This is a genomic window from Streptomyces corynorhini (genome assembly GCF_003346515.1).
Lineage (GTDB): Bacteria > Actinomycetota > Actinomycetes > Streptomycetales > Streptomycetaceae > Streptomyces > Streptomyces corynorhini.
On sequence record NZ_QQNA01000167.1, the window covers coordinates 1 to 14274 of the forward strand.

Annotated in this window: 14 protein-coding genes, 3 tRNA genes and 3 pseudogenes; 11 read left to right on the forward strand and 9 right to left on the reverse strand. The window is 68.8% G+C overall.

Going from position 1 to position 14274, the window contains the following annotated elements; all coding sequences use genetic code 11:
* Positions 1 to 46: 46 nt before the first annotated feature.
* Together DVH02_RS20820 and DVH02_RS20825 are read right to left on the reverse strand one after the other, a co-directional pair.
* Positions 47 to 1492, reverse strand: coding sequence for an FGGY family carbohydrate kinase (locus tag DVH02_RS20820; protein WP_114625350.1), 1446 nt, complete (start codon positions 1490 to 1492; stop codon positions 47 to 49).
* A 71-nt stretch (positions 1493 to 1563) separates the two neighbouring features.
* Entirely contained in the window at positions 1564 to 1875 is a 312-nt protein-coding gene (locus DVH02_RS20825; protein WP_114625351.1) for a YtxH domain-containing protein, read from the reverse strand.
* Positions 1876 to 2105: 230 nt separating this feature from the next.
* Between DVH02_RS20825 and DVH02_RS20830 the strand changes: the two genes are divergently transcribed.
* From DVH02_RS20830 to DVH02_RS20840, 3 genes are all read left to right on the forward strand, one after another.
* Positions 2106 to 2178, forward strand: a tRNA-Asn gene (locus tag DVH02_RS20830).
* Between the two features lie 5 nt (positions 2179 to 2183).
* Positions 2184 to 2256 (forward strand) — tRNA-Asn (locus tag DVH02_RS20835).
* A gap of 247 nt (positions 2257 to 2503) precedes the next feature.
* Positions 2504 to 2577, forward strand: a tRNA-Ile gene (locus tag DVH02_RS20840).
* Between the two features lie 152 nt (positions 2578 to 2729).
* Here the strand turns inward: DVH02_RS20840 and DVH02_RS20845 are convergent.
* Complete coding sequence (locus DVH02_RS20845; protein WP_147286095.1) at positions 2730 to 2960, reverse strand: hypothetical protein; 231 nt, start codon at positions 2958 to 2960, stop codon at positions 2730 to 2732.
* Between the two features lie 326 nt (positions 2961 to 3286).
* Between DVH02_RS20845 and DVH02_RS20855 the strand changes: the two are divergent.
* Positions 3287 to 3901 (forward strand): annotated as a pseudogene (locus DVH02_RS20855) (transposase); the annotation flags it as partial.
* A 168-nt stretch (positions 3902 to 4069) separates the two neighbouring features.
* On the opposite strand, the gene DVH02_RS20860 reads toward DVH02_RS20855, so the two are convergent.
* Positions 4070 to 4822, reverse strand: coding sequence for an SDR family NAD(P)-dependent oxidoreductase (locus DVH02_RS20860; protein WP_114625354.1), 753 nt, complete (start codon positions 4820 to 4822; stop codon positions 4070 to 4072).
* A 122-nt stretch (positions 4823 to 4944) separates the two neighbouring features.
* Here DVH02_RS20860 and DVH02_RS20865 point away from each other — a divergent pair, with 122 nt between their 5' ends.
* Positions 4945 to 5928: an AraC family transcriptional regulator gene (locus tag DVH02_RS20865; RefSeq protein WP_114625355.1), complete on the forward strand. Its 984-nt coding sequence runs from the start codon at positions 4945 to 4947 to the stop codon at positions 5926 to 5928.
* Here DVH02_RS20865 and DVH02_RS20870 read toward each other — a convergent pair.
* The 3 genes and pseudogenes from DVH02_RS20870 to DVH02_RS20880 form a co-directional block, all read right to left on the reverse strand.
* Positions 5900 to 6115, reverse strand: coding sequence for a hypothetical protein (locus tag DVH02_RS20870; protein ID WP_325051390.1), 216 nt, complete (start codon positions 6113 to 6115; stop codon positions 5900 to 5902). The two genes, DVH02_RS20865 and DVH02_RS20870, sit on opposite strands and share 29 nt — an antisense overlap.
* A 201-nt stretch (positions 6116 to 6316) precedes the next feature.
* Positions 6317 to 6571 (reverse strand): annotated as a pseudogene (locus DVH02_RS20875) (IS5/IS1182 family transposase); the annotation flags it as partial.
* A 130-nt stretch (positions 6572 to 6701) separates the two neighbouring features.
* A complete protein-coding gene (locus DVH02_RS20880) occupies positions 6702 to 7625 on the reverse strand; it encodes an NmrA/HSCARG family protein (RefSeq protein WP_114625360.1) in 924 nt (307 codons plus the stop codon).
* A 210-nt stretch (positions 7626 to 7835) separates the two neighbouring features.
* On the opposite strand from DVH02_RS20880, the gene DVH02_RS20885 reads away from it, so the two are divergent.
* The gene (locus DVH02_RS20885) at positions 7836 to 8198 is read left to right on the forward strand and encodes a MerR family transcriptional regulator (RefSeq protein WP_114625356.1); all 363 of its coding nucleotides are present in this window, start codon (positions 7836 to 7838) and stop codon (positions 8196 to 8198) included.
* Between the two features lie 459 nt (positions 8199 to 8657).
* On the opposite strand, the gene DVH02_RS20890 is transcribed toward DVH02_RS20885, so the two are convergent.
* A complete protein-coding gene (locus DVH02_RS20890; protein WP_114625361.1) occupies positions 8658 to 9389 on the reverse strand; it encodes a BPL-N domain-containing protein in 732 nt (243 codons plus the stop codon).
* Positions 9390 to 9867: 478 nt separating this feature from the next.
* Between DVH02_RS20890 and DVH02_RS35235 the strand changes: the two genes are divergently transcribed.
* From DVH02_RS35235 to DVH02_RS20915, 5 genes and pseudogenes are all read left to right on the forward strand, one after another.
* On the forward strand, positions 9868 to 10005 hold the full coding sequence (locus tag DVH02_RS35235; RefSeq protein WP_158575921.1) for a hypothetical protein: 138 nt from the start codon (positions 9868 to 9870) through the stop codon (positions 10003 to 10005).
* Positions 10006 to 10219: 214 nt separating this feature from the next.
* Positions 10220 to 10429 (forward strand): annotated as a pseudogene (locus DVH02_RS37165) (IS5/IS1182 family transposase); the annotation flags it as partial.
* A 381-nt stretch (positions 10430 to 10810) separates the two neighbouring features.
* Entirely contained in the window at positions 10811 to 11170 is a 360-nt protein-coding gene (locus DVH02_RS20905; RefSeq protein WP_147286096.1) for a hypothetical protein, read from the forward strand.
* Between the two features lie 362 nt (positions 11171 to 11532).
* A complete protein-coding gene (locus DVH02_RS20910) occupies positions 11533 to 12570 on the forward strand; it encodes an amidohydrolase family protein (RefSeq protein WP_233518352.1) in 1038 nt (345 codons plus the stop codon).
* 239 nt (positions 12571 to 12809) lie between these two features.
* Positions 12810 to 14069, forward strand: a complete 1260-nt coding sequence (locus tag DVH02_RS20915) for a S8 family peptidase (RefSeq protein WP_199566359.1) — start codon at positions 12810 to 12812, stop codon at positions 14067 to 14069.
* Positions 14070 to 14171: 102 nt separating this feature from the next.
* Here the strand turns inward: DVH02_RS20915 and DVH02_RS36275 are convergent.
* The coding region (locus DVH02_RS36275) for an ATP-binding protein (protein ID WP_147286097.1) at positions 14172 to 14274 on the reverse strand (103 nt) is incomplete at its 5' end.

Sequence of the window (14274 nt, forward strand, 5' to 3'; positions counted from 1 at the left end):
CCGCCCCGCCTGCCGCCCCGCCTACTGTCCTCCTCAGCTGTCCTCCTCAGCCCGTGGGACCGAACGCCCCGGGGTGGACCTGCTCCCGCGTCGCCGTGTACTGCTGGCGTACCGCCGTCCCCACCGCGGCGTCCTCGCCCGGCTCGAAGACCTGCGCGGCGGCGCCCTGCCAGACCGGCGGGGTGTGCGGACCCAGCGTCCCCCGCGCGACCCCGAGCGCCCACGCCGCCTGCCGTGCCGCGCCGATCGCCGCGTAGTCGGCGGGCTGCGGTACGACGACCTGCGCGCCGAAGATCGCCGGGGCCACGGCCTGTACGGCGGGCAGCTCGGCGGCGGCACCCAGCAGGAACACCCGGCGCACCTCCACCCCGCGCCCGCGCAGCACGTCCATCGCGTCGGCGAGGGAGCAGAGCATCCCCTCGAACGCGGCCCGCGCCAGATGCTCCGGCTTCATCGACTCGCGCCGCAGCCCGGTCAGCGTGCCGGCCGTGTGCGGCAGCTGCGGGGTGCGCTCGCCCTCCAGATACGGCAGGAACACCAGCCCCGAGGAGCCGGGCGTCGACTTGCGCGCCAGCGCGGACAGTTCGCCCAGGTCCGCCGTACCGAGCAGCTCCGCCGTACCGCGCAGGGCCCGGACCGCGTTCAGCGTGTGGACGACCGGCAGATGCATCCCGGTGGCGTCGGCGAAGGAGGTGATCAGCCCGGACGGGTCGGCCGCCGCCTCGTGGTGCACGGCCATCACCGACCCCGAGGCCCCCAGCGACACCACGGCATCCCCGGCCGCGACGCCGAGCCCGAGGGCGGCGGCCATGGTCTCGCCCGTCCCCACCGAGATCAGCAGCCCCTCGGGGGTGGTACCGGCGGCTTCCGCAGGGCCGAGCACGTCCGGCAGCGCTGCCTGGTGCCCGAGCGCCAGCTCCACCAGGTCGGGCCGGTAGGCGCCGGTCCTGGCCGACCAGTAGCCGGTGCCGGACGCGGCGCCCCGGTCCGTCGTCCGGCGGGCCGGTCTTCCCAGCAGCTGCCAGACCAGCCAGTCGTGCGGCTGCATCACCAGCGCCGTGCGCTGCGCGGCCTCCGGCTCGGTCCGCGCCATCCAGCGCAGCTTCGAGACGATCTGGCCCGACTGCGGTACGGAACCGACGGCCTCGGCCCACGCCTGCCGCCCGCCCAGCGAGTCCACCAGGTCGGCGGCGGCGACCTGCGCGCGCTTGTCGTTGCCGAGCAGCGCGGGCCGCACGAGGTTGCCCTGCCGGTCCAGCGCGATCATGCCGTGCTGCTCCGCCGACACGCCGATGGCCTCGACCCCCTCCAGCAGCCCGCCGGAAGCGGCCTCGCCGAGGGAGAGCAGCCAGGCCTGCGGATCGACCTCCGTGGCTTTGGGCTCGACCGGATGCGGCGCGTACCCCTGGCGCAGCACGGCACCTGTGTCGGAGTCACAGACGACGACGCGTGTGAATCCGGACGAACTGTCCAACCCGGCGACTATTCCCATGACACCCGATTCTGCCGCACGCGCGGCCCGTCGGGCGCTCCCGGGACCCGCCGGTACGGGCCGGACCCCGGTCAGGTGTTGCTGGTGCCCCAGTCGTCCTGCCCGTTCTGGCTGCGCTCCCGCAGCGACCGCACGCGGTGCGCGACGGAGTCGGGGAGCTTGTCCCCGAGCCGGTCACCGACCACGTCGTTCACCGAGTGGTACGCCTTGCCGGCCAGCTCCCGGCCGGTCTGCGCGGCGGCCTCGGCGGCGTTGCGCACCGCCGGATTCTGCGAGACCTGGCGCGCCGATTTCTTCAGCTGTTCATAGCGCTCGCGCCCGGCGCGCGTGCCGAGAACGTATCCACAGGCCAGTCCAGCGATGAACGTGAGCCGGTACCGCATGGCTGCCACCCAATCTCTCTGTACGTCGGAGTCCCCAGGTCCCAGCGTCAGCGTCGGACCGGTCGTTCTGTGATCCCCCGCCTACCCCGTCCGGGCCCGGGATCACCCGAGGCGACCCGGCTCGATACCGATTGGCGGAGCACCCCCCTGCTTGCGCTAATGTATGTGTCGCAGCGAACGCGCGCCGCCCGGGAGGTCCGGGAAGGGTACGTTCGGTGCAAACGCAGCAATCCCCTGTAGCTCAATTGGCAGAGCAGCCGGCTGTTAACCGGCAGGTTACTGGTTCGAGTCCAGTCGGGGGAGCGCGATCCCCTGTAGCTCAATTGGCAGAGCATTCGGCTGTTAACCGGAGGGTTGCTGGTTCGAGTCCAGCCGGGGGAGCGAGAAAGACGGGAAGGACCCTTCGGGGTCCTTTTTCGTGCCCCCACCAGCCGCCAGAACCCGCCCCTGCCCCCTGCTCCGGACCCCGCACCGGTCCCTCGTACGGATGTACTTGGCGAGGGGCGGAACCGGCCGACGTGCGACGAAGTCCTCAAGGTCAAGTGAAGCCGACCATCCGAGGCAGGAGATCGTATGACCGGCTATGCTGCGGCAGACGGCGCGCACAGATGTGCGCGACGCGCCGTTGGGGGCGGTAGCTCAGCCGGTTAGAGCAGCGGACTCATAATCCGTCGGCCGTGGGTTCGAGTCCCACCCGCCCCACGCGGAGTTCTCCCAGGAGAACCGTTTCTACCTGCGGAAACGTGAGAACGGGCGGCACCACTCCAGAGTGGTGCCGCCCGTTCATTCGTTCAGACCAAGATCCAGTGGACACGCAGTGGACGCGGGGACGAATCAGTGGACGGATAGCGCCCTCACGCCGCCTTCCGGCCCCGGTTCGGAGCCCTGCGGGAGGCACGGGATGCTGCGGGCGGCAGACCTGTCGGCAGAGCCCAGCCGTCCACGCTCGGGGACTCGGATCGGGCGATCGTGAAGCGCGTGAGGGAGAAGTCCGTCCGCTGCTCCTCCGGGTAGCGGTCGTTGAAGTTCTCCACCCGGACCAGTTCCAGATCGTTCGCCGCGCAGTGGTCCCGTATCCACTTCACCGCCGCGTTGGCGGCGTCGTCCTGGCCGCCCGGGTGCGCGCCGGATCGGCCGGGGAGGCGCTTGGCCTGCGTGGTGGGTGGGGCCGTTTGGCCGAGCCGGGGCCGGAGGCGTTCGGTGATCGGTTCGGGCAGAGTCCTCGCCCATCGCAGAGGATGGTTATGGAGGCGGCGCGGAGGATGGAGACTCCGGGGCTGCCTTCGAGAACCTCTACGCAGGAGACCGCGCAGAACCGCCGTTATGACATCCCTGTTCCGAATCCGCCAACGTCAGCCAGCCATAGCCACCCCGACCCGCCATAACCGACGCGACCAGATAATCGGCCTTATCCCGGTGCCGGGATAAGGCCAAGAAAATCAACGGCCGCAAGCGGCACCTGGTGGTCGACACCCGCGGCCTGCCGCTGCTGGTCATGGTCACCCCCGCCTCGCTCAGCGACCGCGACGGGGCCAGAGAAGTTCTTTTCCGCCTGCGCCTCATGCACCCGGAAATCACCATCGTCTGGGCCGACTCCGCCTACGCGGGCAAGCTCGTGACCTGGGCAGAACGGCACCTCAACCTCACGATCAAGACCGTCAGCCGCCCCAAGGACACCTCCGGGTTCATCGTGCTGCCCCGCCGCTGGGTCGTCGAACGCATCCACACCTGGATCATGAACGCCCGCCGGCACGCGCGGGACTACGAACGCCTCGTCCAGCACTCCGAAACACTCATCACCTGGGCCGACATCACTCTCGTGACCAGGCGAATCACCCGGAGGCGCCCCACCCGGCCACACCACGACGCCGGTCGCACGGACGGCATGATCAGCCGTCCGGCCCTGCCCCCTCGCCCTTCCCGAACCGCTGGTGCCAGCGCAGAGCACCGAGGTTCTGCCACAGCACACCCCGCTCGATCTGAGCCGGATCGAGACCGGACTCCTCTGCCAGAGCCTGCGCGCTGATCCCTTCCGGATGCCCGTCCAACACGCGGCCGATCTTCCCAGCCCACAGCTCGGCGTTCACGAACGGGCGCCGTTTGTACTGTTCGACCAGCTCAGCGGCTTGGTGTTTCTCGCCGATCAGCAAGGAATGCCGGGGTGGTCAAACGACTCAGGATCGAAATCAATTTCTCAGATCTGGTTCTGCCCGCCGTCGACGTAAATGTTCGCGCCGACGATGTAGCTGCTCTGTCCGGAAGCGAGGAACGCCACGGCGGCGGCGACCTCCTCAGGACGCCCTATGCGGCCCTTGGCCACGGTCGCGGCGACATTCTCCTTGACGGCGGACAGTGTCTCCTCGCCACCGAGAATATTGGCGAGTCCGGGAGTCTCGACCCCGCCCGGCGACACCGCGTTGACCCTGATGCCCCGGCCCTTGAGTTCGTTGGACCATGTCCGCGCGAATGACCGAACGGCGGCCTTGGACGCCGCGTACGCACCGAACGCCTCCATGCCGTTGTCGGCGGCTGTGGAGGAGATCAGGATGACCGAGGCGCCGTCATTGAGCAGCGGGAGCGCCTTCTGCACGGTGAACAGAGTGCCCCGGACATTGACTCCGAAGGTCTGGTCGAAGTGGTCTTCGGTGGTCTGCTCCAGCGTGCCGAACGCACCGACCGCCGCGTTCGCGACGAGCACGTCCAGTCCCTGTCCCCGGGCGCGGACCGCGTCGTAGAGCCGGTCCAGGTCGGCTGCCTCGGAGATGTCGCCGACCACCGCGGTGGCCCTGGATGTTCCGATGGTCTCGATGGCGGCATCCAACTCGGTCTTGCGCCGACCTGTGATGAACACGTGCGCGCCCTCGTCTGCCAGACGTGCGGCGGTGGCCAGACCGATTCCGGTGCTGCCGCCGGTGACCACAGCCGTACTGCCCTCAAGCTGTCCCATGCGAGTTCCTCCATAGCCCTCTGTGTTGACCTGCTTCGCTAGCCATACTTCAGGAACACCCCGGTACGGTGCATCACATACAGTCTTGATTTATTTACGTATCGTCCAGAAAGGAGGAGCGCATGCTCGGCTCCGGCGATCCGATCACCGACGCCATCGGTCTTCTGCGCCCTCGCACCGTCATCGACCCCGGTCTCCACGCGGCGGGCCCCTGGGCGCTGCGCTTCGACCAGCCCTCGGATGTCAAGCTTGGCGTCGTCGCGCGCGGCACGTGCTGGCTGACCCTTGACGGGCACAAGCCCGTACTGCTGGAAGAGGGCGACTTCTACCTGCTGGGCAACCCCCCGCCCTATATCCTGGGCAGCACACTCACCGCACCGTCGCGCCCCGCGAAGCCGGTGTGGGGAAGCGCCAGGGACGGTGTGGTGCGCATCGGCCCGGAGGCTGAGGAAGACACGTACCTCTGCGGCGGGCACTTCTCGTTCGAGGACACGAACACCCCAGCCCTGACCCAAGTCCTACCGCTGGTCGTGCTTGTCCGTGCCGCAGATCCCCGCGGCAAGCTCCTGGCACACCTCAGCGAGCTTCTGGTCTCCGAGACCAGGACCGTCGCCGCCGGCAGCTCTCTCGTCCTGAACCACCTCGCACAGGTCCTGTTCGTCCACATGCTGCGCGCCCACGCCGAACAGGCCGATCAGCCCACCGGCTGGCTGGGAGCGCTCAACGACGACGGTATCGGTGCCGCACTTCGCGCCATGCACACCGACGCGGCACACCCCTGGACACTCAAAGAGCTGGCCGCTGTCAGCCACATGTCACGTTCCGCGTTCGCCTCATCCTTCAAGAGCCGGGTCGGAACCACCCCGCTGGACTATCTGATCCAGTGGAGAATGAGCCTCGCCCGCGACGCCCTGAGCCGCGGCACGCGAACGATCTCCGAACTCGCGTTCACGATCGGCTACAAATCCGAAAGCGCGTTCAGCACCGCATTCCGCCGCGTGGTCGGTTCCTCACCCAAACAATTCCGCGAAACAGCAACCTGCGCGGTCAACGGCCCTCCGGATCAGCAGGGCTTGATCAAGTTCCCTGAGGGTCGGGGTTGTTGATGATGCTCAGGAGGATGCTCAGGAGTGGGAGGGCTCGTTCGGGCTGGTCTCGGATTGTCCGGGTGGTCTTGGCGATGTTGGTGGCTCCGAGGGTTTTGAGCAGGCCGATGGCGAGGTTGTGGAAGGTGGCCATGGCGCGGGGTCCGGTGCCGGTGGGGAGGGTGGAGGCCTCCTCGGCGTAGGTCACGTCTCTGATGTGGTGCAGGCTTCGATGCTCCAGTGGCCGCGGACGGCGGCGGCGAGTTCGGCCGGGGGCACCACGGACAGCACCCCGACTCGGTGACATTCCTGCAGGTCGGAGTGCTTCCCCCTGACTCCTGGAGACAAGCGGAAGCCCTGCCTCCGCAGGCGCGGAGTCGGCTCGCACCGGCGGAATCCGGGGCTCACGGGCGAGGGCGGCCAGGACCTCAACAGCCTCGGCGATGCACCGGTGGGTCGTGGTGGTGCCCACCCCGAAAACGGCAGCGAGCTGGGCGTGGGCGGGGCGGGGCGGCACCGCAGGTGGGCGGGAGCGACCAGGGCCTGGCGGCCCACGCTCAGACGACGCCACCGTGTTCCGCGTTCCTGGCGGCGCGCCCGCAGAGGGGCCGGTAGGTAGCGCAGTCGGGGTGGACACATCGATGCCGGACGGGTGGACAAGCAGGCGGAAGCTCCCGGTGGGACAGGCGATCTTGGTCGTGAACCCGTCCACCAGGAGCTTCCGCACGTCCGGACACCGCCTTCCGCCCAACCACCGCCTGCCCGGCCAGGTCGGAAAACGCTCAGGGCCTCGTTCAGCGCGGAGCGATGTCCGTGTTGTCCGTGGAGCAGAGCGCCTCATCGAGGAGGCCCGCACCAGGGCCGGCCAGCCAGCGGTCGAAGCGCAGCAGGAAGGGGAATTCCGTGCGCAACGCGTCAAGGTTCGCGTTTCCCGCCAGCCTGCCGTCGTCGACGAGTGCTTCCAACTTGCTGAGGACCTCGCCCTGTCCCGGCAGGGTCGTCGGCAGGCGGCTGTAGCTGATCGACCGGCCGGCGGCCCGGGTCAGATGCTCGGCCAGGGCCTTGCCGGTGAGAGTGTCACCGGCAATCTCCATAACGCGGCCGACGTAGCGATCGGGTGAGCCGAAGACCGTGGCGACGATGCGGCCGATGTCGCGTACCGCGATGAACTGCATGGCCTGGTCGGGGCGCATCAGGAATGACAGGTGTCCACCCCGGTCGAGACCCATTTCGGGGGTCACCAGGAGTTCCATGAACGTGGCGGGTCGAATGATGGTGTCGGCGATGTCCAGATTCCGAAGATGGGCCTCGATACGGTTCTTGGTGTCGAGATGGTCGACGCCCGTTGTCGAGCCCGCGGTGACCGCCGAACTGTAGACGAGGTGGGCGACGCCGCAGCGCTCGGCGATGTCCGCCACCGCTGTGCCGAAGTGGACCTCGTCCTCATTGGTCACGTCGGCGCCGACCTGGCCGGAATTCGGTTGGACACTGAAGACACCGTGGGCGCCGGAGAAGGCCGCCCGGAGCGACTCAGGATCCCCGAGGTCACCGCGGACAGTTTCGACGCCGGAGGCGGAGAGGGAACGGGCCCGGTGACCGGACGGATCGCGCACGACCGCGCGCACCCCCCAGCCGTCGGCCCGCAGCGCAGCGGCGACCGAGCCTCCCTGCTGCCCCGTGGCGCCCAGGACGACGACGGTTTTGTTGATGTTGGTCATGCCGACCACGCTGCGTTCTCGGCGATCACGGACGTGCTCCTGATGAACATTGCTGATTTCCCCTGGGTTACTGAAAAATGAGTGGGAGATAGGCTGGTCACATGCCTGCTCCAGGATTCGCGCGGGATGGTTTGCGTCGTGTCCACTACGCTAAAACCTGACGCCAACGTCAGGTGCAAGCGAGACGCGGAGTCACGTCAGGAGGTCGGGATGCGGATCGGAGAGGTAGCCGCGAAGGCGGGCGTCAGTGTCAGGGCGCTGCGCTACTACGAGCAGCAGGACTTGCTGTACTCCACCCGGAATCCGGGTGGCCAGCGCCAGTATCCGGCCGGTGCCGTCGAACGGGTCGTGCTGATCCAGCAGCTCTACTCCGTGGGCTTGCCGAGCAGAACCATCCGCGAGGTGCTGCCCTTCGCCGACTCCGGTGAGGCGTCACAGGAGCTGCTGGAGCTGCTCGCGGCCGAACTCGACCGCCTCGACCGGCAGATGACGGACCTGCGGGACGTGCGGAACCGGTTGCACCACTGCATCACCGAGGCGCGCAATCATGACGGAACAGGAAGTCCATCCTGAAGCAGGGCGACGCCGCCTGGCGAGTCGGCGGCTTCCGGGCGGGGCGTTCGCGGCCCGGGGCCTTTGATGAGGGAGAGGTGGCGAGACGTCTCCGCGACCTGGTCGAGGATCACGGACCGCCATGGCCGCCGGGATGGGGCAAGGGCGGAGCATTCGTCGTGACCAGGGCGAAGGGGGCCGCGTCCGGGCCGGTGAGCGCCGTGAGCACCGTGAGCGTTTGCCGGGAGACTCGTCTACCGCGCCCCGCCGCGCGCCGAGTGCCGTGTCCGGCCCACTCATGTACGTCTCCTTGCGTGGCACCGCTGCGACGTGTCGTGACCGCCTGCTCGGGGCGCGCCGGTTCGGACGGAGGCCCACGCCGGACCGTCGTGACGCCGTCGGCCTCGGCGTGTGCCGTCGCTTTCGCCACTCCGTCGGCCTCTCTGTCCCGAAGTGGTGGAGCGGGGTGGGACGTTGTGCTCAGCCGTTCAGTACGGTGCTGACGAAGTCCAGTGCCAGGTCGTGGGTGTCCTGGAAGGGCAGTGGGGGGCCTTCGAACCAGTCGGCGGTGGCTTCCGGGTGGGGTCCGACGACGGCGACGCGGCCTGTGCCGTAGGAGGTGACGAGTGCGGCGGTCAGGCCGTTCGGGTACGTGGCGATGACCGTCGTGTCCGGGCCGGGGCCGGGGGTGAAGTAGGCACCGTCCTGGAAGAAGAGCGTGCGTGGGTGCCCGCGCCACTCGACTTCGACCAGGGTGTTGTCCTCGGTGGTGACCGTGGCTCCGTCCGTGGTGATGTACTGGTCGACGTCGCCGGACAGCAGGCCGAAGCCTTCGTCCTGGCCGGCGAGGTATCCGCCGAGGCAGAATCCCAGGTAGCGACCGCCCCGCTGGACGAAGTCGCGGATCGCTTCTCTGTGCGGCTTGAGCTGCCGGTAGGCGGGCGTCAGGTCGCCGCCGCCGGGTTGCGCGTACAACTGGGCCGTCGCCAGTGTTTCGGGGGAGAGCGGATGGTCGCCCTTCGGCCCTGCGGTACGGACCTCCAGCCCCCAGGGCCCGTTGGCGAGCAGGTCGACCACCGTGTCCGCGCAGTCCATGTCCTCCTGGGTGGGCCCGCGGTAGACGAGCGCCACCGGGCGGGTCCCGGACGGTGCGGACGCGCGGCGGATGCCGAGGGCGTGGCGCAGGGAATCGAGAATGCCGGTGGATTTCATGGTCCTCACCAAGGTGTCGTACACGGGGCATGCCCACTGGGTGTGGGGGCGGGTCCGTGAATCTCCGGGGGCAGTGGGGGTTCTTTTATGGCAGCCGCACGGTGTCCGGCGCGACAGCCCACCGAGAGGGAACGTTCATCCGTCACCCGGATGGCGACGGCCTTCCCGCCTCCTGGCCTCTGGTCAGCCTGGATGTACGGATACCTCGGGTTCCGTTGCCCCGGCGTGGGCACGGCGTTGCCCCGGTGGGGGCATGGCTGGGCATGCGGCGAGCGCCGCGGGCCGCCACCGTACCGACCGCAGGCGGGACGGACGGCAACGGTCTCCACCGCTTCGTTGCCGCCGCACCTTGAGTTTCCCCACGGACCCTGACAGCCGGTGCCGAACAGCGAACCGCCGCGCCACGACGGGGGAAGTCGGCGGTACGGTGGCTGTCAGATCTGCAGTGGGGGTTGGCGTGACACGAATCTGGACCGGCTTGGCTATCCTCTTCGCGGCGCTCGCCATCGGCAGTATCGCTTCCAAAGACTCCGGCGCCATCAACGGCGTCAACGACCTGATGGTCACCGCGATCCTCGCCTGTCTCGCCTGGGCCTCCTGGAAGATGCGCCGGTGAAACGGGGCGTGTGCGAACCCCACCTTCGCTTGCCCGAGGCCCTCGTCGAAGCGGCTTCGACCTCTGAGGAACACTCCCACGCGCGGGATGATCCTTTCATTCTCGTTGTCGTATGTCGGCCTCCTCGAAGTGATCGACCGATGCACCGACGCTGGTAAGCCACCGGGACACCGCACGGCACAGGGTGGACTTGCCGACAATCGCGTGATCCTCGGACGAACTCGGCCCCCGGGGCGAGCCGGACTGGTCGCGGTGCGCTGTCGACTCCGTCAGCGTCCGGGTGCTCAAAGGGGGGTATCCGACGGGACCGAAACCGACCGACCGCGGCAGGAAGGGGACGAAGATCCACCTCCTCGCCGACCGCCGCGGTCTGGCTCTGCCGATCGGCGTCTTCGCCGCCAACCTCCACGCACGCCAGGCCCTCGGCTGCTCCCGTTCGTACTGCCAGTGGCTCCAGTCGCGTTCGAGGATTCCGAAGATGTGGTCGGTCACCTTTTCTGCCTTGGTCCGGAACACTCCTGGCGTGGGAGAACCGTCACGCTCGATCCGCACCGGATCAGAGGCAGACCCTTATGGAAGGTTTCCGAGTCTCCTTCCTCGTAGGCCCTGTAGGGACTTTCGGTGATGTGAGCGTCATTTCATATGTGAAACCTAGCGTGCTGTTCTCGTGGCGTGTAGTCGCCATTCGCGCAAGGTTATCCGTCCGCTCCGGTGGAATGCTCAATTCGACGGCGCCGCAATTCCCTCCCGGGTTGATTTCACAAGTGGTTGACGGGGGTCTCCTCGGCCACGGAAAGAAGGAAGCATGAGTCCGATTCGCAGTCGAGTGGGAGCCGTGGTGGGTCTCGTCGTTCTCGCCCTGGCGGGAACGGGCGTCGCGACGGCGGTGCAGCCGGTGAACCTCGCCTCCCGCGCGGACCGTACGGCCATGGAGCCGCGAGTCGACTACACGGGAGTGATCAAGGGGCCCGACAACGCCAACGTGCGCAAGGGGCCGAGTCTCAACGCCGATAAGTGGGGCCTGGTCTACGACACGGAAAGGGTCAGCCTGAGGTGCAAGGCCACCGCCGAGGGGGCCACGTGGTATCAGCTGGCGGGGCAGCGCGACAGGTGGATCATCGGTAACAAGCTCGAAGGCATCGCGACGGGAATTCCCGTCTGCTGAAGCCGATCGCGCTCGTGGGTTCCCGTCAGCCCACCGACGGGAACTCGCACTGGCGCTCCGGGGCGCCGGTTACCGTGGGCGCAGGGAGGCCGAGGGGTAAAGGCGTCGCGGGCGAGGGGCGAATCGGTGACGAATTCCGGGGCGGGGCGGGCAGCCGGTGCCGGAAGCTGGTGGGGGGTGAGGCCGCCGAACTCGCCCATCCGGGTGGTTTGTGTCTTCCGGTAGCCGGGTTCCATGGCAGTCGGATGCCGCGCCGCGAGAATCTCGGGGATCAACTCACCTGGATTCGGCGGAGGTTTATCATCAATCGCACTTTTCGGATCAGCAGGCGCTTCGCGGTCGCGGGGGCTGTGGTGACGGCGGTGGCCATCGGCGCGTCTCCGGCGGGGGCGGGGCCGGTCCTGGCGTTGGACGCGTGTTTCGACCGGGCCCGGGAGCCCTACACCTCGGTCGTCGACAGTCACCTGCACACGCGCCCGTTCGGTGGCAAGGCGATCCCGTTCGAGGAACTCACCGGTTACCTCCACAAGAGCGGTGTCCACTACGCGAGCATGTACGGCATCGGGCAGACACTGCCGGTGGATTCCGGGTGCACCTACTACCTCGACTGTCCCGGGGTCCCCGTGACGCCGAGCATGAAGAACGACTTCGTCAACGCCGCGAGCTACCTGGAGGAGAGGCCCGAGGATCCCGAACTCGCCCTCTCCATGACCTTCATGGACCTGAACCACCCCGAGACCATCCCGAGCGGGATCGACCTCTACGACAAGGAGTTCCCCGGGGCGTTCCGGTGGGCGGGAGAGGTCAACCTCGTCAAGCAGGCGCTCTTCCCCAACCGGCACGAGCCCGCGACGAGCGAGAACATCAAGGACTGGGCACCGTTCATGAAGGTGCTGCGCGACCGGTCCATTCCGATCACCATTCACTCGGATCTCGGGAGCGACGCCGAGCAGACGAAGTATCTCCCGCTGATGGAGGAGACGCTCCGGCGCTACCCGAAGAACAAGATCGTGTGGGCGCACATGGGGCTGTCGAAGGAACTCGCCACGATGAGTCCCGACCAGCACATCGGGATCATGAAGAGGCTCCTGGACCGCTACCCCCGATTGACGCTGGACCTCAGCTGGCGGGTGCTGGAGGACCAGTACTTCAGCAAGCCGGGGGTACGGCAGAAGTACGCCGCCTTCTTCGACCGCTATCCGACCAGGGCCATCCCCGGCACCGACTTCGTGGCAGCGGCGGACAAGGACTACCACGTCTACGCGGAAGAGCTGGAGGTCACCAGCCGTATCAACAAGGCGCTGGGGGACGAGGCGTTCCGGGACATCGCACTCGGCCGGAACTACTTCAGGCTGCTCGGCATCGACCGGACACCCCCGAAGGTCTGCGAAACGCGCTGACATGAGGCGAGGCGAGGCGATGTGAGGCGCCCGTCGGTGACGGAGACCGTCGTCGGCCGATCGTGGTCGGGGGCGCGATCACAGCGCGCTCCTGGGCGGGACGGCGGCCCCGAGAGATCACACGGTCGTGGTGCGTGTGACTGCTCCGGGGCCGTCAGCCGATCGCCCCCGCGCCTGAGTGATCGCCCCGCCCGCACCGGGCCGTCCGGCCCGGCTGATCCCACTGAACGGAGCCACCCGTGCGACTCTGCCCTCGCGGCACGTCAGCCGCCCTGCTGATGGTCCTGCCTCTCGCCACCGCACCTGCGGCACACGCGGCACCCGCCGCCGAACCGCCCCCGGCAGCCGTGGCCGTGGCGCATGCTGCCAGGTCCGTCCCCGGGCAGTACATCGTCACGCTCAAGGACGGCCACGCCCCCGGCGAGGTCCTGCGGGCGCTCGGCATCACCCCCAGGTTCACCTACACCGACGCGCTGAACGGCTTCGCCGCCGTGCTCGACCCGCTCCTGCTGCGCGCCGTACGGACCAACCCCGCCGTCGAAGCCGTCGAGGAGAACAGCGCCGTCAGTGTCCCCGGCGCTGTCAGTGCCCCCGGTACCGTCAGCGTCCCCGGCGCCGTCAGTGTCCCCGGCGCCGCCCGCTCCGGCGGACCGGCCGACAGCGCCCGCCGAGCGCCCGCCGTCACCTGGGGCCTGGACCGTATCGACCAGGAAACTCTGCCCCTCGACGGTGAGTTCACCACTCGCGGCCACGGCGCGGGCACGACCGCCTACATCCTCGACACCGGGATCGATTTCGGCCACCCCGAGTTCGGCGGCCGGGCCGAACCGGGCTTCGACGCCGTCGGCGACGCCGGCGGCGGTATGGACTGCCACGGCCACGGCACCCACGTCGCCGGCACCGTCGCGGGCCGCACCTATGGCGTCGCCGCACAGGCCGGCCTCGTCGCCGTGCGCGTGCTGGACTGCACCGGCAACGGCGACACGGCCCAGACGATCGCCGGTCTCGACTGGGTCGCCCACCACGCCCGCCGTCCTGCCGTCCTCAACGCCTCCATCGGCGAGGAACGCTCCAAGGCCCTCAACGACGCCGCCACCGCCCTCTCCGACCAGGGAGTGCTGCCCGTCGTCTCCGCGGGCAACGACGCCACCGACGCCTGTACCGCTTCACCCGCCTCCGCCGACCGGATCGTCACCGTCGCCGCGTCCAACCGGCAGGACCAGCAGAGCGGCTTCTCCAACTGGGGCCCCTGCGTCACCCTCCACGCCCCCGGCCAGGCCATCGAGTCCGCCAAACTGGGCGGCGGCAGCACCACGCTCAGCGGCACCTCCATGGCCGCGCCCCATGTGACCGGCGTCGCCGCCCTTTATGCCGCGCGGTATCCGGACGCGGATCCCGCCGACGTCTCCGACTTCCTCACCCGCTTCGCCACCAGGGACGTTCTGACCGGCGTGCGCCAAGGCACCCCCAACCGGCTGCTGTTCACCGGCGGTCTCTGACGAGAGCCCCGCCACGGACACACACGGACCGGGCGGGCGGTGGTCCCGGACCACGCACGGCCCCGGCACGGTCCGCTGTGCGCGGGGCGGCGGAGTTCCCGCTCACGCGGGGGCTCGGGGGACGCGCAGTCGGAAGCATGCTCCGGGGGTTCGGGGGGTGAGGGTGAGGGTGCCGTGGTGGCGGTGGGCGAGGTCGCGGGCGATG

What these genes read in the sequence shown, in the direction of transcription:
- DVH02_RS20820 (WP_114625350.1), bottom strand. Translation starts at nt 1,492, where the DNA reads ATGGGAATAGTCGCCGGGTTGGACAGTTCGTCCGGATTCACACGCGTC.
- DVH02_RS20880 (WP_114625360.1), bottom strand. Translation starts at nt 7,625, where the DNA reads ATGACCAACATCAACAAAACCGTCGTCGTCCTGGGCGCCACGGGGCAG.
- DVH02_RS20860 (WP_114625354.1), bottom strand. Translation starts at nt 4,822, where the DNA reads ATGGGACAGCTTGAGGGCAGTACGGCTGTGGTCACCGGCGGCAGCACC.
- DVH02_RS20905 (WP_147286096.1), top strand. Translation starts at nt 10,811, where the DNA reads ATGAGTCCGATTCGCAGTCGAGTGGGAGCCGTGGTGGGTCTCGTCGTT.
- DVH02_RS20890 (WP_114625361.1), bottom strand. Translation starts at nt 9,389, where the DNA reads ATGAAATCCACCGGCATTCTCGATTCCCTGCGCCACGCCCTCGGCATC.
- DVH02_RS20825 (WP_114625351.1), bottom strand. Translation starts at nt 1,875, where the DNA reads ATGCGGTACCGGCTCACGTTCATCGCTGGACTGGCCTGTGGATACGTT.
- DVH02_RS20865 (WP_114625355.1), top strand. Translation starts at nt 4,945, where the DNA reads ATGCTCGGCTCCGGCGATCCGATCACCGACGCCATCGGTCTTCTGCGC.
- DVH02_RS20885 (WP_114625356.1), top strand. Translation starts at nt 7,836, where the DNA reads ATGCGGATCGGAGAGGTAGCCGCGAAGGCGGGCGTCAGTGTCAGGGCG.